Consider the following 21,717-nt stretch of genomic DNA (forward strand, 5'->3'; position numbering starts at 1 on the left):
AGACTTGAGCAAACGCAGCCGAAAAGTCAGGTTGTTGAAGTTAAGCAACCAGTTTGAAATTGGGTTTATTGAGCAGTAATGCTCGCGAGAAGGTGAAAGCATCACAAGCGAGTTAGGTTTCTAGGATTGGGAGTCATGTCCATTAACGTCCTGTCTATTTTATTGCGAAATACAGGGGGAGATATCGCAATGTAAATTAGATGATTTGACCAATGGTTGAGCAGGCTACCCGAGGTGAGTTGTCGATACAATGCTCCCAAAGCCCACTATGTTCTGTTCAGACCAGATGAATTACTCTAATTTTTGTAAATATAAGATTTAATATTTATAAGTTATTGAAAAATAATGTCTTGTTGTATGTTTTTAGTGTTTTTGCTCTAAATTGTAGCTTTGTGAGATCTAGCTATCATTTTTGATAGATAGTTTGTAGCGGTGTTTAGTTCTTAAGGAGTTGTTTGTTTCTGATATACAATTACTGTAACTTCTTTGAATCGCTGTTTTTAGTGTGGGTCTCTTATGCTATTGGCTTAGCGATAAGTTTTTGTAGGCTAGCGGTTAAAAATAGCATTGTGCAAATATTGGTCGTTTTATAGTTTGGGGAAAGTAAGGTTTTATGTCTAATTCTGTGGTTGATTTGTGGTTGTGCCCAATAGAAGAACTTGATGAGAGCGAAGCATTAACGGCAGAGCTTAAAGCATGGTTAACCGACGATGAGATAGCAAAAGTGAGCCGCTATAAAATGGAACGAGATCGTCTTAGAGGTCTGTATGTGCGCTGCTTTTTGCGTGCGATTTTGTCCCGTTATGCCAACCGTCATCCCAACTGGTGGCGTTTTGAATATGGCGACAAAGGGAAGCCTCGTTTAAGTGCTGACCAATTTTCCAAAACTGGAATTGAATTCAACATCAGCCATAGTCGTGATTATTTGTTGGTGGCCGTTTGTTTGAATAATTCGGTTTTGGATCCCATAGCGTTGGGAGTCGATATTGAACATTCACGAGACAACACCAATATCCAATCGATCATGACTCACTATTTTTCGCACTTAGAAATAGATCAATTAATGGCTTTGGATGAATCTCAGCAACCTACGAGATTTTTTGATTTATGGGCATTAAAAGAGTCCTACATTAAAGCTACTGGCACAGGGCTCGCGACATCATTGAAAGGTTTTTCTTTTGATTTTTCTAAGGTCACTGAGCGGACTGAGGCAATGAGAACCGTGACGAATTCGAGCAAAGAGAGAGTTGGGCAGAGTCGTCAGTTACGCCTATTTCAAGGGCTTGAACTTCATCTCTTCGAAGATCCCGATCGTGAGGGCGCGAAAAAAACGTCTACACGAGATAAACAATGCAATAACCTTTACTGGAAAAGTTTGCTTGGCCGAGTAGATGACCAATATCGATTTGCCGTGACGCTAGGTGCAGAGGGTATAGCCGGAATAAAACTCAACATGATTGAGTTTCAAACTTCCGACTTATTTTCACAATTGGAGGCATTTAAATCGAAGGACCCAACATAGCGTTTAAAACGACATCTGGTACTGGTTGAAGTCGTTTTCCTGTATCTAAACAGACCATTTCAATCTCCCCAATCACTGCGGGTTTTGTTGCCTCTTTACGCCACACTTCTTGTCGCCATAATGTCTTATATTTGCCATCTAATTCAAAAGAGGTTCGAATATCGCAAATTTCAGCAAACTCAACCCCGTCTTGAAAGGTCATATTGGCTTTGTAGACGGCGAAACCTAATCCTTGTTCATTCCATAGTTGCGCCAGTATGTCACTCCCTAATACATGCTCCCGAGCACGCTCAAAATATTTCAGAAAATTAGGGTGATACACAACACCTGAGTGATCGGTGTCTTCGTAATAAATTTGTACGGGGTGGTGGTAAATTTTGCTCATCTCGACGATCTCTTCAAGTAAGTCAGTCGTTGATACGTAATATCTCGCCGAAGCGATGACAATCAATATGGTTAGCGGCACTTTACCTTAAATTTCTAAATTACTTCAATATTCTAAGAGCGTGGCTGCCTTGGTCAGACCTCCATTTTATGTCAATAGGCGAGATCTCCCCCATACCATAAATTTTAATGGGTCATTTCCCACCCATGGAATTACCCATGTTGATGGCTGGCATGAATTGCTATCTATCCGATCCTTTGTGGTTAAAGGGTTGTTAATGGTTTGTATAAAGTTGGCGCGTAAATTGCCTTGTAAGGATTACACAGTACCCATAGATGGGGCTGTTTTGATCAATCAAGGAGAATAATAATGTTTAAGCCTCTTACTCTACTGTCTTTATCGGTACTTGCTGCTACTAGTTTTAATGCTGCTGCTAACTGTGACCCAGGCGAGATCGTGATTAAATTCAGTCACGTAACCAATACTGATAAGCACCCGAAAGGCATTGCGGCATCATTGCTTGAAGAGCGTGTAAACACGGAGATGAATGGTAAAGCTTGTATGCAGGTTTTTCCAAACTCGACTCTTTACGATGATAACAAGGTACTGGAAGCCCTTCTCAATGGTGATGTTCAAATGGCAGCTCCGTCGCTGTCAAAATTTGAAAAATTCACTAAGAAATACCGTATTTTTGACCTTCCATTCCTATTTGAAGATGTCGATGCCGTTGACCGTTTCCAAAACTCTGAAGCGGGCGACACTCTGAAGAATGCGATGAAACGTCGTGGCCTAAAAGGTCTTGCATTCTGGCATAACGGTATGAAGCAGATGTCAGCAAATAAGCCATTGATTACCCCTGAAGATGCAAAAGGGTTGAAGTTCCGTGTTCAAGCATCCGATGTTCTGGTTGCTCAGTTTGAACAGCTAGGCGCTAACCCTCAGAAGATGTCATTTAAAGAAGTCTACGGCGGCCTGCAAACTAAGGTTATCGATGGCCAAGAAAATACTTGGTCAAACATCTACGGTAAGAAATTCTTTGAAGTACAAGATGGGGTGACAGAAACCAACCACGGCATCTTGGATTACCTAGTCGTGACATCAAATGATTTCTGGAAAAAGTTACCTGATGATGTTCGTAGCCAGCTAGACACGATTGTTAAAGAGGTGACGGCAACTCGTAATGCGGAATCATCGAAGGTGAACCTTGCAAACAAAAATAACGTGATTGAAGCGGGTGGCGTGGTACGTACTCTTACTGCTGATCAGCGTCAAGTATGGGTTGATAAGTTGCAACCAGTGTGGAAAAAGTTTGAGAAAGACATCGGTTCAGATTTGATCGATGCTGCTCTTGCGTCTAATAAAAAATAGTAAAAACCTAGAGCGGCACTGAGTTTGTGCCGCTCTGAATAATTGTGTCGTTCATAACAATAACAAGAGTGACGTATCTAATGGAGCAGTCTCAAATGGAACAGTCTCTTTTTTCTAAAGTCGGAAAATTTACCGATGCAATTGAGGAAACTCTGATTGCATTCTTTTTAGGTGCAATGACCCTACTTACTTTTGCTAACGTAGTTTTTCGCTATGTCTTCAACGGTAATATCTTATGGGCTTTGGAGCTAACCGTATTTATGTTTGCGTGGATGGTTTTGGTCGGCGCATCTTATGGTGTTAAGAAGCACTTTCATATTGGGGTGGACGTGGTTATCAACATGGCCCCTGAAAAGTTACGAAAGGCCTATGCAGTAGTTGCAGTAACGAGTTGTTTGGCCTTCTCAGTTTTGCTGCTAATCGGTTCTTGGAATTATTGGTATCCGTTTGCAACAGAACGCGCTTGGTATGAAACCGATGACATCCCAATGCCAGAGATGCTGCAATTTATGTCGGACTGGTTAAATGAAGGCGAACGTTACGAAAAATTGCCGCGATTTATTCCTTATATGGCACTGCCTATTGGTATGGCACTGCTTACGTTTAGATTCACGCAAATTGCTTTCCAAGTTTTCACTGGCAAATTAGATCGAATGATCGCAGGTCATGAAGCGGAAGAGGGCTTAGAAGCATTGAAAGCGCAAGTCTTGGAAGGAAGCGATGAAGATGCGACCTCACCTCTAAAGTCGAACGGTAAGGAGAAGTAGACCATGGCAATGTTATTTCTATTTTTGATGGTCATTGCGTTCATGCTAGTCGGTGTGCCAATTGCTATATCGCTAGGTCTATCGAGCATGATCTTCCTATTGATGCACTCAGATGCCTCTTTAGCGTCGGTCGCTCAAACCCTATTTAATGCATTCGCTGGCCACTACACACTATTAGCGATTCCATTCTTTATTTTGGCCTCTAGTTTTATGTCTACCGGTGGGGTAGCAAAGCGTATTATTCGTTTTGCTATTGCAATGGTCGGTTGGTTCCGTGGTGGTCTTGCAATGGCATCTGTTGTTGCATGTATGATGTTTGCAGCCTTATCAGGGTCATCACCAGCAACGGTTGTCGCAATCGGTAGTATCGTGATTGCCGGAATGGTGAAGAACGGTTACTCAAAAGAGTTCGCGGCAGGGGTTATCTGTAACGCGGGTACATTAGGGATCTTGATTCCACCTTCTATCGTGATGGTTGTTTATGCAGCTGCGACGGATGTATCGGTTGGTCGTATGTTCCTTGGTGGCGTGATCCCAGGGTTGCTCGCGGGTGTCATGTTGATGATCGCTATTTACATTGCAGCACGAATTAAGAACATTCCGGCTCAACCCTTCGTCGGATGGGGAGAAACCTTCGCTGCGGCTAAAGATGCGAGTTGGGGACTGCTGTTAATTGTTATTATTCTTGGTGGTATCTACGGCGGTATTTTCACGCCAACAGAAGCGGCGGCAGTTGCGGCGGTGTATGCGTTCTTTATCGCAAACTTCATCTATAAAGACATGGGACCGTTTGCTGATAAGAAAAACACCAAGCCAGCCTTAGTGAAAATTGTCCAAACCTTTGTCCATAAAGACACCAAAGATACGCTTTATGAAGCGGGTAAATTGACGATAATGCTGCTGTTTATTATCGCTAATGCACTGATTTTAAAACATGTACTGACGGAAGAACGAATTCCTCAGATGATCACGGAATCAATGCTCTCTGCGGGTCTAGGTCCAATTGCATTCTTGATTGTGGTGAACGTGTTATTGCTGATTGGTGGTCAATTCATGGAGCCATCGGGTCTGTTGATCATTGTCGCGCCGTTAGTCTTCCCAATTGCGATTGAACTGGGTATCGACCCGATTCATCTTGGTATTATGATGGTGGTTAATATGGAAATTGGGATGATAACCCCACCTGTTGGACTCAACCTCTTTGTGACTGCCGGGGTGGCGAAGATGTCGATGATGAATGTAGTGAAAGCGGCACTTCCGTGGGTTGGTGTTATGTTCCTATTCCTCATGATCGTGACTTACGTTCCTTGGGTTTCAACATGGCTACCAACAACATTAATGGGGCCTGAAATCATCACGAAGTAGCTAAGTAAATAAGTAACTAAGTGGCTAAGCAGTTAGGTAACTAATCACTGAGTAGGACAAAAGTTACGAGTAAATAAGTCCACTCAAATTGATAGCTTGGATAGCAAATAAAAAATGCCCCGCCAAATTGGTGGGGCTAAGAGTATCTAGGACAGTAGGAATAAAGCACTAATAAGGACAATATTCAGGGGGTGTCTTCGCGGGGTTATTGTAGTCAAAATACTATTTAAGGCAGTGGATAAATAACGTGTAAGACTCAAAAGTAATAACCGATTTCGCTTTGATGAGTTAATACTAGCGGGAGAAAGATGAATATAATGTGAAAATAATATTCATCTTTATGTTTATAGAAAATTAGTCATTCTTATAGCGATCTTTATCCAAATTGTAGCGCTGCATTTTGTCATATAAGGTTTTTCGAGCAAGATTAAGCCGTGACATCGTATCTTTAATACTGCCTCCACACTCAATCAGAGCTTGTTCTATGGCTGATTTTTCAAACTCTGATACTTGGTCAATCAGACTTTGTTGCGCGAGTGAGGAGCAGGATTGTTCTCCAAGTTGAGCGAGTTTTCCAAGCAGTACGAAACGCTCGGCGGCATTACGTAATTCTCTCACATTCCCCGGCCAGTCATGGCTAAGCAGTGCTTGGAGATCGGATTGAGGTAGTGCGGTCGCCGTCTTTCCATATCGGGAAGCAGCGACCAACAAAAAGTGGTGAAAAAGTGCCGGGATATCCTCTTTTCTCTGTCTTAAAGGGGGCAAGTCTAGGGTGACGACATTGAGTCGATAATAGAGATCTTGCCGAAATGAACCTTCAGCCGACGCTTGTTTTAAATCGACTTTAGTCGCGGCTACCACTCTGATATCTAAAGGGACAAGATTGTTTGAACCCACACGCTCAATGACTCTCTCTTGCAGTACTCGAAGTAGTTTAATTTGAGCTTGCATTGGCATAGATTCAATTTCATCAAGGAAGAGTGTTCCACCTTGTGCGTATTCAAATTTTCCTATTCGCTTACTATCTGCACCTGTAAAAGCGCCTTTTTCATGACCATAAAGTTCGCTCTCTACTAGGTTTTCAGGTACAGCCCCGCAGTTAACCGCCACGAAATTTTGCTCCCTTCGGCTGCTCTGTTCATGCAGCGAACGCGCGATTAGTTCTTTACCCGTTCCTGTTTCACCGAATAACAGAATATCGGCACTGGTATCAGCAATGTGGGTGATGGTATCGCGCAGAACTTGAATGCTCTCAGTGTTACCTATGATACGTGGGCCTAGCGCCTGACTGGCTTTCAAGGTTCGTTTGAGCTGTTGGTTTTCTATGGTGAGTTGGCGTTTTTCAATCGCACGTTTTACCGTATCAATTAAATGTTCAGGTGCGAATGGTTTCTCAATGAAGTCGTAAGCGCCATCATGCATCGCTTGAACAGCCATTGAAATGTCACCATGGCCTGTGATCAAAATAACGGGTAGATCTGGATCTTTGTATTTGATCGAGTTGAGCAAGTCTTGCCCTGAAATCCCAGGAAGACAAATATCCGTTACAACCACATGAGGGAGGCCATCTTTATCAGCTGCAAGCAGTGCCTCTTCCGCATCAGGGAAAAATCGCGCTTCGATATCTGCAAGTTCAAAACTTTGCTCAATGGCGTGTCTTAAATCGGATTCATCGTCTATAAAAAATACGTGACACATATTTCTTCCTTTAATTATTATTTTTGAGTTGGGAAGGGGAGGTGTTCAGTAATTGAACTGTAAATCGGGCACCACCCAGCGGTGATCGACTGACAAATAAATTACCATTCATACTTTGCATAATCTGTTGGGAGATAGACAAACCTAGACCTAAACCATTTTTCTTCGTGGTGTAGAAAGGTTCAAATAAGTTGTTCATTTTATCGCTATCAATGCCGGAACCATTATCCTCGATGTGAATATTGATATGCTCATCAGAGGGTTCAATCGAGAGTGATAGCTGTTTGGGTTCAATGTTGTCTAAAGCTTGAATACCATTCGTCAGCAGATTAATGAGCACCTGTTCTAACTGGATTGGATTGATGACGACAGATTCATCTCGTTCTAATAGCTGGCAATCAAAATTGACTCGGCTTGATTTCAGTTGTGGTTTGAGCAGCTCTTTGGCGGAGAGTATTACCGGGTTAAGTTGAACATCGATCAATTCGTTGGCTGAACTTCGTCTCGCAAATGACTTGAGCTGCTGGCTTATTTTCGCCATTCGCTCTGTTAGTGACGAAATACGAGTAAGGTTTTCAATGGTTTTATCTGGTTTATCTTTCATTAAAAACAGTTTGCCGTTTTCTGCGTAGCTACGAATGGCCGCAAGGGGGTTGTTCAGTTCATGGCTGATACTTGCAGACATTTGTCCCAGAACCGCGAGTTTCGCGGCTTGAACCAGTTCGTCTTGAGTCTGTATTAAGGCTTCTTCTGTTTTCGCTCGTCGGTGAATTTCAGCATGCAGTTCAGCGGTTCTCTCCATGACTTGAAATTCGAGCTTTTGGTTCGCCTCAATATGCACTTGATCAATTTGACGCTGCCTCTGTTGGCGGTGGGCGATCAATTGATAAATCAGAAAAAACACGGCGAAGATCAAAGTCAATATAGAGACAAAACCCAAGGTATCCCAAAGCACTAAAACTTTTGGAGACATGACGCGAATCGTAAGGTGCTCACCGGGCAGTGAACGAGATGAAGTAATAAAGTCTCCCTGAAATCCAACTTGATGGGGTTGGGTTAGCTCGGTAGAAGTAAGATAAAGATCGCCAGAAAAATTCAAACTAGAGATATTGGTATCCAAATATTGTCGGGACGCTAGAATCTCGTTCTTTTTGGTATCAGCCAGAGGCGATAAGCTGTGAAATAGCCAATCTGGATTGCTCGACATGAAGATCACGTGATTTTTATCACTGGCGACAAAATAGTTTTGTTTACTTTTCCAGTTATCTTCAATGGCGGACAGATCCATTTTTACCACCACAACCCCTATAATTTCGGCCGCATAAGTAACAGGGTAAGAGTAATAGTAACCACGTAACCCCGATGTTGAACCGAGTGCGAAATATTGACTTTCTGAGCCGACAATTGCTTGCTTGAAATAAGGGCGAAAAGCGAAATTTCGTCCGACAAATGAGCGCTCTTTATCCCAATTACTGGCAGAAATCGTGGTGCCATATTGATCAATGAGGTAAGTATCAGATGCTAGAATGACATCATTCACATGTTCTAAATATCGGTTGGTCAACTCAATTTGAGCGCTGTTTTGGGGCTGAATAAGCGCATCAACGAGCTCCTGATCCTGAGAGAGTAATTCAGGAATATGGGCGTATTTATCCAGTTTACTGGTGATATGACTGGCAAAGCGATCGAGCTGCGCTTGGTGTTCTAATACCAACAGATTGTAGCTGTGTTTCCATACCCATTGGCCGCCTAATAGAGCACAAAATAGATAAAGTAAGACAAAAATCAGCGAGATACGTTTGAGTTTGGACATCCTTTTCTCCATGTACAGCTCCTATAAATAGGGTACGGCTTTGAATGTCTCGATGGCGAAAAAATTATCAACTATGTGCTGCAAAACAAGAGCAAGATCTCTTTTTGAGCTTTTTAATAAAAAAAGCCCTTCATTCCCTTGAAAAAGTCGCTATTGTCCCCATTTCTGATGTGTCTAATGATAAGTTGATGCTTTTTTTATCACTTAGCACGAGAATTTAGGACATTAAGCACCATGCATAGGTGAACGACTCGACAGGTCTGATTCAGATCGCTAGAATGTCGCGTCTAAATTTCTGTCCTGAGGCTAATAGGAGATACCTTTTATCACTCATTTTTGAGTTGAATAAAGATATCGCTGATTAGTCCGATATTTAACCTTGGTTTCACCCGTTAGGTATCGATGCTCAATTTTAAATTAGGTGTTCGGATAGAGCACTACACAAACATGATGCTAACAACGAAAGGCAACTGCCTCAGTTACGGCTCATACGCTCAGATTACTGAGCCAGTTTTGAGGTTTATATAATGCAAGTTACTGTTGAAAAACTAGAAGGCCTAGAGCGCCGTCTTAACATTACTGTTCCAGCTGCTAACATCGAAGATGCAGTAACAGCTGAACTACGCAACATCGCGAAAAACCGTCGTTTCGATGGTTTCCGTAAAGGCAAAGTGCCAATGAAGATGGTTGCTAAGATGTACGGCAAAGCTGTTCGTCAAGACAAAATGGGCGAAGTAATGCAACGTCACTTCATCGAAGCGATCGTTAAAGAGAAAATCAATCCAGCTGGCGCACCAACATTCGCACCAGTAGAGACTGAAGAAGGCAAAGACATCGTTTTCAACGCAACTTTCGAAGTTTACCCAGAAATCGAACTTGCTGGTCTTGCTAACATCACTGTTGAAAAACCAGCAGTAGAAGTTAAAGAAGAAGACGTTGCTGAGATGATCGAAACTCTACGTAAGCAACAAGCAACTTGGGCTGAAGTAGAAGAAGCTGCAACAGAGAACTCTCGCGCAACTATCGATTTCGTTGGTTCTATCGACGGTGAAGAGTTTGAAGGCGGCAAAGCTGAAAACTTCCCTCTAGAGATGGGTGCTGGCCGAATGATTCCTGGTTTTGAAGATGGCATCGCTGGTAAGAAAGCAGGTGACGAATTCGAAATCGAAGTAAACTTCCCAGAAGATTACCACGCTGAGAACCTAAAAGGTAAAGCAGCTAAGTTCGCTATCAAACTAAACAAAGTTGAAGCGCGTGAACTTCCAGAGCTAAACGATGAATTCGTTTCTAAATTTGGCGCAGCTGAAGGCATCGACGGTCTTAAAGCTGAAGTTCGTAAGAACATGGAACGTGAACTTAAGCAAGCTGTTAAAAACCGCATCAAAGAGCAAGCGCTTGACGGTCTAGTTAAAGAGAACGACATTGACGTTCCTTCTGCTCTAATCGATCAAGAAATCGGTACTCTACGTGAGCAAGCTGCACAACGTTTCGGTGGTAACCCTGAAGCTGCTGCACAACTTCCACGTGAGCTATTCGAAGAGCAAGCTAAACGTCGCGTAGTTGTTGGTCTTCTTCTTGGTGAAGTAATCAAGTCTGAAGAGCTAAAAGCTGACGACGAGAAAGTGAAAGCACTTATCGAAGAGATGGCGACAGCATACGAAGATCCAACAGAAGTTATCGCTTACTACGAGCAAAACGAGCAAATGATGCAAAACATGCGCAACGTAGCTCTAGAAGAGCAAGCGATTGACGCGATCATTGCTAAAGCTCAAGTTTCTGATAAAGAAGTTAGCTTCAACGAGCTAATGAATCAGCAACCAGCTTAATAAGCAATATATTTCGTAGATGGTTGACTTAACGTAAACTATTCTGCTAACAATGGTCCGTGTGATTATATCATCCGGGCCATTTATTTTAGGGACATAAGAATATGAGCTACCAAGAAAACAATGCAATGTCGCCGATCATGAACGCACTCGTACCTATGGTGGTTGAACAGACTTCCCGTGGTGAGCGTTCTTACGATATTTATTCTCGTCTATTAAAAGAACGAGTAATTTTCTTAACAGGTCAAGTGGAAGACCACATGGCAAACCTTGTCGTGGCTCAACTGCTTTTCTTAGAATCTGAAAATCCAGATAAAGATATTTTCCTATACATCAACTCTCCAGGTGGCAGCGTTACTGCGGGTATGTCTATTTATGACACTATGCAGTTTATTAAGCCAAATGTGAGCACCGTATGTATGGGCCAAGCTTGTTCAATGGGTGCTTTCCTGTTGGCTGGTGGTGCGCCGGGTAAACGTTATGTATTACCTAACTCTCGCGTAATGATTCACCAACCACTAGGCGGCTTCCAAGGCCAAGCTTCAGATATCCAAATTCATGCTCAAGAGATCCTTACTATTAAGCAAAAGCTAAATAATTTATTAGCTGAGCATACGGGTCAACCATTAGAAGTGGTAGAGCGTGATACCGATCGTGACAATTTCATGGCTGCAGATCAGGCAGTAGAATACGGTTTGGTGGATGCAGTTCTTAATCATCGTGGTGAATAGTTACCAAGGGTAATTGTTTAACGCAAATTGATTAAAATTGATATACACTCAAAGCATAAGAGTAAAGGCTAAGAGGTTAGCGAATGACAGACAAAAGCAAAGAGAGTGGAAGCGGTAAATTGCTTTACTGCTCTTTCTGTGGCAAAAGCCAGCACGAAGTTCGCAAGCTAATCGCCGGTCCTTCAGTTTACATTTGTGACGAATGTGTCGATCTATGTAACGACATTATTCGTGAAGAAATCAAGGATGTTTTGCCTAAGAAAGAATCTGAGGCACTTCCTACGCCACGTGATATTCGTGAGCACCTTGATGACTATGTAATTGGCCAAGATTACGCGAAAAAAGTGCTAGCTGTTGCGGTATATAACCACTACAAGCGTTTACGTAATGGTGATACAACGAGTGAAGGTGTTGAGCTAGGTAAGAGTAATATCTTGCTTATCGGTCCTACTGGTAGTGGTAAAACATTGCTAGCAGAAACACTAGCTCGTTTTTTAGACGTACCATTTACAATGGCAGATGCAACTACATTAACCGAAGCTGGTTATGTAGGTGAAGATGTAGAAAACATCATTCAGAAACTGCTACAAAAATGTGACTACGACGTGGCAAAAGCTGAGCGTGGTATCGTCTACATCGATGAAATCGACAAGATTTCACGTAAAGCTGAAAACCCATCAATTACACGTGATGTATCTGGTGAAGGTGTGCAGCAAGCGCTATTGAAACTGGTTGAAGGTACAATTGCTTCTGTTCCGCCACAAGGTGGTCGTAAGCACCCGCAACAAGAGTTTCTACAAGTAGATACATCTAAAATCTTATTTATCTGTGGCGGTGCATTCTCCGGCTTAGATAAAGTGATTGAGCAACGTGTAGAAAAAGGTTCAAGTATTGGTTTCGGAGCAGAAGTTCGCTCTAAAGACGAAACGAAGACGGTTGGCGAGCTATTTAGCCAAGTTGAACCTGAAGACCTAGTGAAATATGGATTGATTCCAGAGTTCATTGGTCGTCTTCCTGTTACCACAACGCTAACTGAGTTGGATGAAGAAGCACTGATTCAAATTCTTTGTGAACCAAAAAATGCGCTAACTAAGCAGTATGCTGCATTATTTGAAATCGAAGAGACCGAATTAGAGTTCCGTGAAGATGCCCTACGTGCTATTGCTAAGAAAGCGATGGAGCGTAAAACAGGTGCTCGTGGACTTCGTTCTATTCTAGAAGGTGTATTGCTAGATACTATGTACGAGCTTCCGTCTTCAACAGATGTAAGCAAAGTAGTGATTGATGAATCTGTAATTAAAGGTGAATCTGATCCTTTATTAATTTATAGCAATTCAGACAATCAAGCCGCTGGCGCAGAGTAAGCGATAAGCAAATATACGAAGGAGGTAAGCAATTACCTCCTTTTTTTTATTCTTTCATTGAATCCAACCAATTAGCCCCCATATACTGCTCATAAGACTAAGCGGAAGAGAGAAAAATATGAACTTGGAACGTTCCGAGCGTATCGAGATCCCCGTACTACCTCTACGTGATGTAGTGGTTTACCCTCATATGGTTATTCCATTGTTTGTTGGCCGTCAAAAATCAATTAGCTGTCTTGAATCAGCAATGGACGCAAACAAGCAAGTATTACTTGTCGCTCAAAAAGAAGCCGACACCGATGAACCTGCCATTGATGATCTATTCACTGTTGGTACGGTCGCGACCATTCTACAGCTCTTAAAATTACCAGACGGTACCGTTAAAGTACTTGTCGAAGGGCAACAGCGCGCGAAAATTCATCAGTTTAAAGAAAATGAATTTTTCTTAGCGGATGCTGAGTATCTAACGACGACTGAACTTGATGATAAAGAGCAAGAAGTGATTGTTCGCAGTGCGATTAATCAGTTCGAAGGCTTTATTAAGCTGAATAAGAAAATACCACCAGAAGTACTGACTTCTCTTAACGGTATTGATGAAGCAGCGCGTTTGGCTGACACCATTGCTGCACATATGCCTCTTAAGTTAGTGGATAAGCAGCATGTATTAGAGATTCAAGATGTGACAGAACGTCTTGAATTCTTAATGGGACAAATGGAATCGGAAATTGACCTGCTACAGGTTGAGAAGCGTATTCGTGGTCGTGTTAAGAAGCAGATGGAAAAATCACAGCGCGAGTACTACCTGAATGAGCAAATGAAAGCGATTCAGAAAGAGCTTGGCGAAACAGAAGATGGCGTTGACGAATTCGAAGTTTTAAAGCAGAAAATCGAAGAGTCTAAAATGCCACAAGAAGCGCGTGATAAGACCGAACAAGAGCTTCAAAAACTGAAAATGATGTCGCCAATGTCTGCTGAAGCCACCGTTGTGCGTAGCTACATTGATTGGATGATTGGTGTTCCTTGGACGAAGCGTTCAAAAGTTAAGAAGAATCTTGCGAAAGCTGAAGAAATTCTTAATGAAGACCATTTCGGTTTAGATCGAGTGAAAGAACGAATCCTTGAGTATTTGGCGGTTCAAAACCGAATCAACAAGCTTAAAGGTCCAATTCTGTGCTTGGTTGGTCCTCCTGGTGTAGGTAAAACGTCATTAGGTCGCTCAATTGCTTCTGCAACAGGACGTAAGTACACACGTATGGCTCTTGGTGGCGTTCGTGATGAAGCTGAAATCCGTGGCCACCGCCGTACTTACATTGGCTCAATGCCGGGTAAGTTAATCCAGAAAATGTCGAAAGTTGGCGTGAAAAACCCACTATTCCTTCTGGATGAGATCGATAAGATGTCTTCTGATATGCGTGGTGATCCGTCATCTGCACTTTTAGAGGTGTTAGATCCTGAACAAAACAATGCTTTCAACGATCATTACCTAGAAGTCGATTACGATCTGTCTGATGTCATGTTTGTTGCAACATCGAACTCAATGAATATTCCAGGCCCTCTTCTGGACCGTATGGAAGTGATTCGTCTTTCGGGCTATACCGAAGATGAGAAACTAAACATTGCGAAGCGACATCTTGTTGAGAAGCAAGTTGAACGTAATGGTTTGAAACCTAAAGAGATCACGATCGAAGACTCTGCCATTATCGGCATAATCCGTTACTACACACGTGAAGCCGGTGTACGTAGCCTTGAGCGTGAAATTTCCAAGATTTGCCGTAAAGCAGTGAAGAACATTCTTCTAGATAAAGACCTGAAGAGTGTGACTGTCTCTATGGATAACTTGAAAGAGTATCTTGGTGTACAACGTTGTGATTTCGGTAAAGCTGATGACAGTAACCGTGTCGGCCAAGTCACGGGTCTTGCGTGGACGGAAGTTGGCGGTGATCTATTAACTATTGAAACAGAATCAATGGTTGGTAAGGGCAAACTGACTCAAACGGGTTCTCTTGGCGATGTTATGCAAGAGTCAATTCAAGCGGCAATGACAGTGGTACGCGCACGTGCAGAGAAGCTTGGGATCAATACCGACTTCTACGAGAAGCGTGACATCCACGTTCATGTTCCTGAAGGTGCAACACCTAAAGATGGCCCAAGTGCTGGTACCGCGATGTGTACAGCGCTTGTGTCTAGCTTAACGGGTAACCCCGTGAAAGCAGAAGTCGCAATGACCGGTGAAATTACGCTTCGTGGTGAAGTGCTTCCTATCGGTGGACTGAAAGAGAAGTTACTTGCTGCGCACCGTGGTGGTATTAAAACGGTCCTTATCCCGAAAGATAATGAGCGTGATTTGGAAGAGATTCCAGACAATGTTATTGCTGATTTAAAAGTCATTCCAGTGCAATGGATTGATGAAGTGCTTAAAGTGGCATTAGAGCGAGACCCTACTGGTGTTGAGTTTGCTGCTGAAAAATAGTGATGTACAGCATAAATAAGTAAAAGATTACGCTGATAAGTTCAAAAAAACTTGTCAGCGTTTTTTTTGGACGCTAAGTTAATCCACTAAAGCGTGCAGCCCAGTTACAGTAAGGCTTTAGGCTAAATTTAAATCTAAAACGGAACGAAGCCACCTTAAAAAAATAATCATAGGTGACACAAAGGGGAATCACAGTGAATAAAGCACAATTAGTAGAATCAATTGCAGAAAACGCAGATATTTCAAAAGCATCAGCTGGTCGCGCATTAGACGCATTTATCAGCGCTGTTGGCGATACACTTCAATCCGGTGACCAAGTGGCACTTGTTGGTTTTGGTACTTTTAGCGTACGTACTCGTGCAGCTCGTACTGGCCGTAACCCAAAAACTGGCGAAGAGATTCAAATTGCTGAAGCAAAAGTTCCAGCATTTAAAGCAGGTAAAGCACTAAAAGACGCTTGTAACTAGATTCGATTATTCGAGCAGACAAGCACTTGATACTGAGATAGGCACAAATTCTCAAATATTAAGTCGAACTTTTTTAATTTATGCGCATCCTACTGATGCGCATTTCTTTTTCTGATATTATCGCGCAATACATAATATTGATTTTGAAGTCCTTACTTCATTTCCGGAGAGCAGTTAAATTATGATGGATCGATTACGCGAAGGCGTGAATAGCATCGCGATAAAAATTATCCTTGGATTAATCATCCTTTCATTTGTTTTTGCTGGTGTAGGTAGCTACATCACTGGTGGTGGTAATAACGCAGCAGCGAAAGTTGGCAATACAGAGATTGGTCGTGGTGAGTTTGAACAAGCATACCAAAATGAACGCAACCGCATGCAATCTCAAATGGGTGATTACTTTGCACAGCTTTTAGGTGATCCTGCTTATGTTGAATCATTCCGTAGGTCTGTATTAGATCGTATGGTGAATGAATTGCTTTTAGAGCAACATGCAGACGCATTAGGCTTGCGAGTAAGCGATGCTCAAATTCGTACTATGATTTTAGAAATGCCTCAATTCCAAAATGATGGCAAATTCGACCAAGATATTTACCAGTCCGCACTTCGTCGTGCTGGTTTTAGCGCTGAAAGCTTTGCGGAGTACATGCGTCGTGACGTAATGCGTACTCAGCTTCTTACGGCACTAGAAAGTAGTGAGTTTACGCTGCCAAGTGAGATTGATGCTCAGAGCAAGCTAATCACTCAAACTCGTGATATTCGCACGGTAACTTTGTCACTCAATGAATTTGCGAAAAACGCAGAATTGACGGACGAAGAGATTCAACAGTTTTACCAAGATAATGCCGCACGCTTTACTCGCCCAGAGCAGGTAAAAGTCGCTTATGTTGAGCTATCTGCTGAGCAACTAAAATCGCAAGTAACCGTTTCTGATGCGGATGCACAACAGTACTACCAAGATCATATGGATAAGTACTCAACAGCAGAACAGCGTAAAGTGAGCCACATTCTGACTCAAAGCGAAGACGCTGCAGACGCTATTTTAGCTGAACTTAACAATGGTGCTGATTTTGCTACACTCGCTGAAGAAAAATCAGAAGATTTCGGCAGTGCAGAAGCGGGTGGTGATCTTGGTTGGGTTGAACGTGACGTAATGGACCCTGCATTTGAAGCTGCAGCATTTGGTTTGCAAAAAGCGGGTGACATTAGCGCCGTGGTGAAATCTGATTTCGGTTTCCACATCATCAAATTAGATGAAGTGAAAGCGTCTGAAGCTCAACCGTTTACTGATGTTGTTGGTGAAATCAAGACTGAACTGGTTGATCAGAAAGCCGTTGATCAGTTCTACGAGCTGCAATCTGAATTAGAGAGAGTGGCGTTTGAATACCCTGACTCATTAGATGATGCTGCTCAAGCTATCAGCCAAGAGATCAAAACCACTGACTTCATCTCTCAAATTGATGCGCCAGAACTACTAAAAGCACCTGCGGTTATTGACGCGATTCTTAGCCCTGAAGTGAAAGAAGATGGTTTGAATTCAGAAGCGATTGAAGTTGCTCCTGAGCATATTATCGTTGTTCGTGTAGAAGATACTCGCGATGAGAAAGTGCTGCCTTTAGAAGACGTGAAAGCACAAGTGGTTACTCAGCTTTCAAAAAATAAAGGTGAACAGCAAGCTATCGAACTTGGTTCGACGTTGGTGTCAGAACTAGAAGCGGGCAATACTGCGATTTTAGCTGACAATGGCCTAGAGTTTGGTGATGTTGAGACTATCGACCGTAGCTCTCCATTGGCAACGTCAGTATTTACTTTCGCTAAGCCAGAAGCTGATAAAGTGACATTTGGTCAATCTAAAGATGCTGAAGGCAATATCATTGTTGTTGAACTGTCTAACGTTGCAGCAAATATTAACCCTGCATACAGCGAACAGATTGGTGCTCAACTTGAGCGTAGCAACACTCAGCAAGATCTGAATGCCGTGCTAAGTGTATTACGTAAAAATACCAGCATTGAGTATTATGTTGTGAGCCAGTAGGCAATTAACATGTAATAGATATGAATATGAAAACGGGTCACATTTGTGGCCCGTTTTATTTTTCTGGCTTCCCCAACCTTCATTTCTGCATCATCGCTATTATTTCATTCCAATCTATTTAAAAGGAATTGAATATGCTTTTACGTAAATACCTATTGACTCTGATTCTGGCGATATCATTACCCATTTCTGCTTTTGCGGCTGAAGATAGTACGCTCACTAAGCATGATGGCATTGAAATTACGGTGAATATTAATACCGCTTCTGCAGAGGAGCTTGCCACCTTACTAAAAGGTGTTGGTAAGAAGAGAGCACAAGATATTGTGGACTATAGAAAAGCCAATGGTGAGTTTCAATCGGCTGAAGAGTTGACGAATGTGAAAGGTATTGGAAGGTCAACATTAGAAAAAAACAGTGAAAGAATACAGTTATAAAGCTACATCTACATAAATAGAGCTACGTAAATAGATCTACATAAATAGAGCGCAAGGTACTGTTACTTTGGCTATGTCTCTAACCGCTTAAAGGGTCTCATGAAAATATCATGAAAAGATTTACTCATGAGACTCGTTATCTGATGCGGTGATTTTTTGGACTGATAGGGTGAGCAAAGCTAACAAAGTTCCTCCGAGAGCCCCTACTAGGTGTGCCTCAATGGCCACTCGGGCGTTGATCATTGCACTCGTGCTTGTTGACGCTCCGTATGATTGCTCCCAAGCGACTTTAGCTACTAATCCACCCACGAGTAGCCAGCTGCTTTTCCTTCCCTCTAAAGCTTCTCTGAGTGCGAAATATCCAAATAGTCCATGCAGGACACCTGACAACCCAACATAGCGTTGCATCTCTGTTGCCAATAAAGCGATACCAACCACTGTACTGCAACAAAACAGCACAAAAGCAACATGCTTAGCCGTCGGTTTAAATAAGTGAGTAATAACCCATAGCCCTGCAATGTTCATGATAAGGTGCATGGCATTGGTATGAGTGAGGTTTCCTGTTAGGATCCGCCACCACTGGCCAGAAACAATGGCGGATGCATCCCATGTTGCCCACGATTGTAATTCTGGTATCTGAAAAGCAAGGCAAACGCCGCTCATTATTACTAAAAATAGGTACACTGTTACTCCATGTATAGATATTGCAGTAAATGTCGAAAATCACTCAAAGCATGCATATGTGACTGGATTAAAACCCTTTCGACTTCGGTTGAGCTTATCATTCTTCAGCATTCGACAGAAGAAAATAGACCGATGGGAACGGCGAGAATTCTATCTCTTTCATTGCCGAACAGTCGACTAATCGTAGGTGAAGACTTTTCTGATAATGTAGAACTCAATGGTTTGCTCAGTGAAAGTGAGGTCGAGCATGTCATTCTTTACCCAAGCGAAAAATCGACAGATATTCAGGCGTTCAAGCAGGTACAAGATCCTGACAGAAGGTTAGGAGATAAAAAGAGACTACGTGTGATTCTGTTGGATGGAACATGGAAGAAAGCATTTAAAATGTGGCAAGTATCGAACAATTTGCGCGACTTAACTTGCATCCACCTGCCAACGGATCTGCAGGGGAATTATCGAATTCGGAAAGCCCCTTCAAGTAATAGTCTTTCAACGGTAGAGGCGGGCTATCATATTTTGTCTTTGCTAGAGCCTGAAAATGATTTTTTACCGCTGCTTGAAGCATTTGATAACATGATTGAGTTTCAAATTAAGCAAATGCCCCCGGGAGTGTTTGAAAAAAACTATCTATCAAAACTCAGTGATTAGAGGGTAGTGAGTTTTGACCTCATGCTTTAATGGGATGAGAACAGTTGCTGGTGTAACTGCTGGGCAAAACCATCGGTCATCGCAGAAATATAGTCCGCGATAACTCTCATTCCATCGCCATGCTTCTGGCTGGCATCTCGCCACAATTGTTGTGTTGATTCGGGTAGTAATCTTTCTGGATCGGCGCTAAAAGCTTCAAACATATCCATTATGATCTGTTGACCTTTGTACTCAACAATTTGGACTTGAGGTATTTGGATAACAAACTGGCTAACAAAGCCTTTTAAGACTTCCAGTGCGTCAGCCATTGGTTTCTCTAAGTATGCATTGTACGCAAGAAGCTCTGATTCGAATGGGGCAGAAACCTTTTGAATGCTAATACTGGTCAGCAGGGCGTTGACCATTCCGCCTATGGCATCTTTTCTTAAATGATGTTTTCCAGAAAAAAGCATCTCATTGATCGACTCTAGGTTGGATTCAAACCACTTATCACCACACTCTGCTAATTGACTTGCTGCTGACTCTTGCCACTGCTGGCGTGTCACTAAACCTAGCACGATGGCATCTTCAAGATCGTGGACCCCATAAGCAATGTCATCGGCAAGCTCCATAATTGAACAATCAATGGATTTATACTGGGTTTTCTGATGCTCAAACTCTGAAACATCACTTTCACGCATTGTGGAGAATAGCGCTTTATCTTGGGTGCTAAGAGGAGAGAATACCCAATCAAGAATCGGTTTATCTTGGTCGTAAATGCCTTTTGCGGGAGCCCACTCTCTCGCTTTTAGTCGACGTTGATGCTCAACAGGTTTGGGCTGAACTTGCGAACGAGTTTGGCTCAATAATGCTGGGTACTTAATTAAACCCAATAGAGTACGTCGAGATAGGTTCATACCGTGATGCTCTGTGTATGGTTCTAAACGGCTTACTATTCGAAATGTTTGGGCATTGCCTTCAAAGCCGCCATGATCACGCATCATATAGTTGAGCGCGACTTCTCCTCCATGTCCATACGGTGGGTGACCAATGTCATGGGCAAGGCAAATGGACTCAATTAAGCTATCAGAAGGTAACAGGCAGCGATACTCAGGCTGTTTCTTTTTGATCTGAGCCACAATGCCAGATCCTAGCTGAGCGGCCTCTAAGGAGTGAGTGAGCCGCGTTCGGTGGAAATCATTGACCGCAGTTCCATGAACTTGGGTTTTTGCTTGTAGGCGTCTAAAAGCCGCAGAGTGTAAGATCCTAGCACGATCACGCTGAAACGGGCTTCGGTGATCGTCGCGTCTAATTTTATGTTCGTCATTATCTCTTTCTAACCACTGAGGGTTTAAGTCAATATCCATGCTGTGACTCCTCTGTTATCCCCTTACGTTACAGTGTGTTAGTTGATTTCGTCTAGTGTTAATTCAAAGCTTGGCGCGAAGGTTTGCAGAAAGTACTCCATTTCAGGCGTATGTCGCTGTTGCAAAGTCTCTTCTAAGCGGCGTTTGGCGAGTGCATATTCATGGTTTCCGGCGCTGAGTTCTTCCAAGCATTTTAAGTAAGCACAGATAGAGTCCGCTTGCTTCACAATGGCAGCGTCTTCAGAATGAGCTGAATGTGAGACAAGAAACGGTGCAAAGTCCTCTTTAAATTCGTCAGGTAGCATAGAAAGAAGTTTATGCTCTGCCGCTGCTTCGATTTTTTTATACTCTTTGGCAATTTCGGGGTTGTAGTATTTGACTGGAGTCGGAAGATCGCCAGTAAGGACCTCGCTGGTATCGTGGTACATGCCTAAAATGGCTATTCTTTCTGGGTTTAATGTGCCGTCAAATTTCTTATTTTTTATTACTGCAAGAGCATGAGCAACGAAAGCGACTTGTAAGCTATGCTCAGATATATTTTCTTTGGATATTGATCGCATCAGTGGCCAACGCTGAATCAGCTTCATGCGGGCTAAATGAGCAAAGAAATGGCTCTTTTGAGGCGTTTTTCCTTCTATAACGGTCTCTTCCATAACTATCTAATCCTTTATTGTTTATCTCTTAGTGCTTATTGGTTTCATAATGCTTATTGGTTTAATAGTGGCTTGTTGATTTTACATCATAAAAAAATAGGCGCTGTAATGTACAGCACCTATTAAGAGTAGAGATAAAGG

At 42.5% G+C, this 21,717-nt stretch carries 18 protein-coding genes; 12 read left to right on the forward strand and 6 right to left on the reverse strand.

The window, feature by feature from the left end:
* The first annotated feature begins 613 nt into the window (after positions 1-613).
* Positions 614-1,522: a 4'-phosphopantetheinyl transferase family protein gene (locus L4C39_RS08240; RefSeq protein ID WP_261889084.1), complete on the forward strand. Its 909-nt coding sequence runs from the start codon at positions 614-616 to the stop codon at positions 1,520-1,522.
* On the opposite strand, the gene L4C39_RS08245 is transcribed toward L4C39_RS08240, so the two are convergent.
* Positions 1,500-1,907: a thioesterase family protein gene (locus tag L4C39_RS08245; protein WP_171756170.1), complete on the reverse strand. Its 408-nt coding sequence runs from the start codon at positions 1,905-1,907 to the stop codon at positions 1,500-1,502. The genes L4C39_RS08240 and L4C39_RS08245 overlap by 23 nt on opposite strands.
* A gap of 369 nt (positions 1,908-2,276) precedes the next feature.
* Here L4C39_RS08245 and L4C39_RS08250 point away from each other — a divergent pair, with 369 nt between their 5' ends.
* The 3 genes from L4C39_RS08250 (at position 2,277) to L4C39_RS08260 (ending at position 5,407) form a co-directional block, all read left to right on the forward strand.
* The gene (locus tag L4C39_RS08250) at positions 2,277-3,275 is read left to right on the forward strand and encodes a TRAP transporter substrate-binding protein (protein WP_429745343.1); all 999 of its coding nucleotides are present in this window, start codon (positions 2,277-2,279) and stop codon (positions 3,273-3,275) included.
* Positions 3,276-3,355: 80 nt separating this feature from the next.
* On the forward strand, positions 3,356-4,042 hold the full coding sequence (locus tag L4C39_RS08255) for a TRAP transporter small permease (RefSeq protein WP_429745345.1): 687 nt from the start codon (positions 3,356-3,358) through the stop codon (positions 4,040-4,042).
* A 3-nt stretch (positions 4,043-4,045) separates the two neighbouring features.
* Positions 4,046-5,407 (forward strand): TRAP transporter large permease, encoded by a 1,362-nt coding sequence (locus L4C39_RS08260; RefSeq protein ID WP_113795882.1) that lies wholly within the window; start codon positions 4,046-4,048, stop codon positions 5,405-5,407.
* A gap of 354 nt (positions 5,408-5,761) precedes the next feature.
* Here the strand turns inward: L4C39_RS08260 and L4C39_RS08265 are convergent, their stop codons facing one another.
* Positions 5,762-7,105, reverse strand: a complete 1,344-nt coding sequence (locus tag L4C39_RS08265) for a sigma-54-dependent transcriptional regulator (protein WP_429745347.1) — start codon at positions 7,103-7,105, stop codon at positions 5,762-5,764.
* A gap of 10 nt (positions 7,106-7,115) precedes the next feature.
* Positions 7,116-8,918, reverse strand: a complete 1,803-nt coding sequence (locus L4C39_RS08270) for a sensor histidine kinase (protein ID WP_429745349.1) — start codon at positions 8,916-8,918, stop codon at positions 7,116-7,118.
* A gap of 527 nt (positions 8,919-9,445) precedes the next feature.
* Between L4C39_RS08270 and tig the strand changes: the two genes are divergently transcribed.
* The 7 genes from tig to L4C39_RS08305 all read left to right on the forward strand — a co-directional run bounded on the left by tig (position 9,446) and on the right by L4C39_RS08305 (position 18,245).
* Entirely contained in the window at positions 9,446-10,744 is a 1,299-nt protein-coding gene (gene tig, locus L4C39_RS08275; RefSeq protein WP_017051270.1) for a trigger factor, read from the forward strand.
* 104 nt (positions 10,745-10,848) lie between these two features.
* Positions 10,849-11,475, forward strand: coding sequence for an ATP-dependent Clp endopeptidase proteolytic subunit ClpP (gene clpP / locus L4C39_RS08280; RefSeq protein WP_017051271.1), 627 nt, complete (start codon positions 10,849-10,851; stop codon positions 11,473-11,475).
* Positions 11,476-11,558: 83 nt separating this feature from the next.
* Entirely contained in the window at positions 11,559-12,839 is a 1,281-nt protein-coding gene (gene clpX, locus L4C39_RS08285) for an ATP-dependent protease ATP-binding subunit ClpX (protein WP_113795885.1), read from the forward strand.
* Between the two features lie 118 nt (positions 12,840-12,957).
* Positions 12,958-15,309, forward strand: coding sequence for an endopeptidase La (gene lon, locus L4C39_RS08290; RefSeq protein ID WP_017051273.1), 2,352 nt, complete (start codon positions 12,958-12,960; stop codon positions 15,307-15,309).
* A gap of 194 nt (positions 15,310-15,503) precedes the next feature.
* On the forward strand, positions 15,504-15,776 hold the full coding sequence (locus tag L4C39_RS08295) for an HU family DNA-binding protein (RefSeq protein ID WP_017051274.1): 273 nt from the start codon (positions 15,504-15,506) through the stop codon (positions 15,774-15,776).
* 181 nt (positions 15,777-15,957) lie between these two features.
* On the forward strand, positions 15,958-17,811 hold the full coding sequence (gene ppiD / locus L4C39_RS08300; protein ID WP_429745354.1) for a peptidylprolyl isomerase: 1,854 nt from the start codon (positions 15,958-15,960) through the stop codon (positions 17,809-17,811).
* 134 nt (positions 17,812-17,945) lie between these two features.
* A complete protein-coding gene (locus L4C39_RS08305; RefSeq protein ID WP_371711062.1) occupies positions 17,946-18,245 on the forward strand; it encodes a ComEA family DNA-binding protein in 300 nt (99 codons plus the stop codon).
* Between the two features lie 120 nt (positions 18,246-18,365).
* On the opposite strand, the gene rrtA is transcribed toward L4C39_RS08305, so the two are convergent.
* A complete protein-coding gene (gene rrtA, locus L4C39_RS08310) occupies positions 18,366-18,929 on the reverse strand; it encodes a rhombosortase (RefSeq protein ID WP_429745356.1) in 564 nt (187 codons plus the stop codon).
* A 9-nt stretch (positions 18,930-18,938) separates the two neighbouring features.
* On the opposite strand from rrtA, the gene L4C39_RS08315 reads away from it, so the two are divergent.
* Positions 18,939-19,577 (forward strand): tRNA-uridine aminocarboxypropyltransferase, encoded by a 639-nt coding sequence (locus L4C39_RS08315; protein WP_371711060.1) that lies wholly within the window; start codon positions 18,939-18,941, stop codon positions 19,575-19,577.
* 26 nt (positions 19,578-19,603) lie between these two features.
* Here the strand turns inward: L4C39_RS08315 and L4C39_RS08320 are convergent, their stop codons facing one another.
* The gene (locus tag L4C39_RS08320) at positions 19,604-20,923 is read right to left on the reverse strand and encodes an anti-phage deoxyguanosine triphosphatase (protein WP_371711059.1); all 1,320 of its coding nucleotides are present in this window, start codon (positions 20,921-20,923) and stop codon (positions 19,604-19,606) included.
* Between the two features lie 38 nt (positions 20,924-20,961).
* Positions 20,962-21,576 (reverse strand): 5'-deoxynucleotidase, encoded by a 615-nt coding sequence (yfbR, locus tag L4C39_RS08325; protein WP_171756115.1) that lies wholly within the window; start codon positions 21,574-21,576, stop codon positions 20,962-20,964.
* Positions 21,577-21,717: the final 141 nt, after the last annotated feature.

It is taken from the genome of Vibrio clamense (assembly GCF_050337905.1).
GTDB classification, from domain to species: Bacteria; Pseudomonadota; Gammaproteobacteria; order Enterobacterales; family Vibrionaceae; genus Vibrio; species Vibrio cortegadensis.

Excerpts from the sequence above, each read along its gene's own strand:
- L4C39_RS08240 (WP_261889084.1), top strand. The coding sequence starts at position 614 with ATGTCTAATTCTGTGGTTGATTTGTGGTTGTGCCCAATAGAAGAACTT.
- L4C39_RS08245 (WP_171756170.1), bottom strand. The coding sequence starts at position 1,907 with ATGAGCAAAATTTACCACCACCCCGTACAAATTTATTACGAAGACACC.
- L4C39_RS08250 (WP_429745343.1), top strand. The coding sequence starts at position 2,277 with ATGTTTAAGCCTCTTACTCTACTGTCTTTATCGGTACTTGCTGCTACT.
- L4C39_RS08255 (WP_429745345.1), top strand. The coding sequence starts at position 3,356 with ATGGAGCAGTCTCAAATGGAACAGTCTCTTTTTTCTAAAGTCGGAAAA.
- L4C39_RS08260 (WP_113795882.1), top strand. The coding sequence starts at position 4,046 with ATGGCAATGTTATTTCTATTTTTGATGGTCATTGCGTTCATGCTAGTC.
- L4C39_RS08265 (WP_429745347.1), bottom strand. The coding sequence starts at position 7,105 with ATGTGTCACGTATTTTTTATAGACGATGAATCCGATTTAAGACACGCC.
- L4C39_RS08270 (WP_429745349.1), bottom strand. The coding sequence starts at position 8,918 with ATGTCCAAACTCAAACGTATCTCGCTGATTTTTGTCTTACTTTATCTA.
- tig (WP_017051270.1), top strand. The coding sequence starts at position 9,446 with ATGCAAGTTACTGTTGAAAAACTAGAAGGCCTAGAGCGCCGTCTTAAC.
- clpP (WP_017051271.1), top strand. The coding sequence starts at position 10,849 with ATGAGCTACCAAGAAAACAATGCAATGTCGCCGATCATGAACGCACTC.
- clpX (WP_113795885.1), top strand. The coding sequence starts at position 11,559 with ATGACAGACAAAAGCAAAGAGAGTGGAAGCGGTAAATTGCTTTACTGC.
- lon (WP_017051273.1), top strand. The coding sequence starts at position 12,958 with ATGAACTTGGAACGTTCCGAGCGTATCGAGATCCCCGTACTACCTCTA.
- ppiD (WP_429745354.1), top strand. The coding sequence starts at position 15,958 with ATGATGGATCGATTACGCGAAGGCGTGAATAGCATCGCGATAAAAATT.
- L4C39_RS08305 (WP_371711062.1), top strand. The coding sequence starts at position 17,946 with ATGCTTTTACGTAAATACCTATTGACTCTGATTCTGGCGATATCATTA.
- L4C39_RS08315 (WP_371711060.1), top strand. The coding sequence starts at position 18,939 with ATGTATAGATATTGCAGTAAATGTCGAAAATCACTCAAAGCATGCATA.
- L4C39_RS08320 (WP_371711059.1), bottom strand. The coding sequence starts at position 20,923 with ATGGATATTGACTTAAACCCTCAGTGGTTAGAAAGAGATAATGACGAA.
- yfbR (WP_171756115.1), bottom strand. The coding sequence starts at position 21,576 with ATGGAAGAGACCGTTATAGAAGGAAAAACGCCTCAAAAGAGCCATTTC.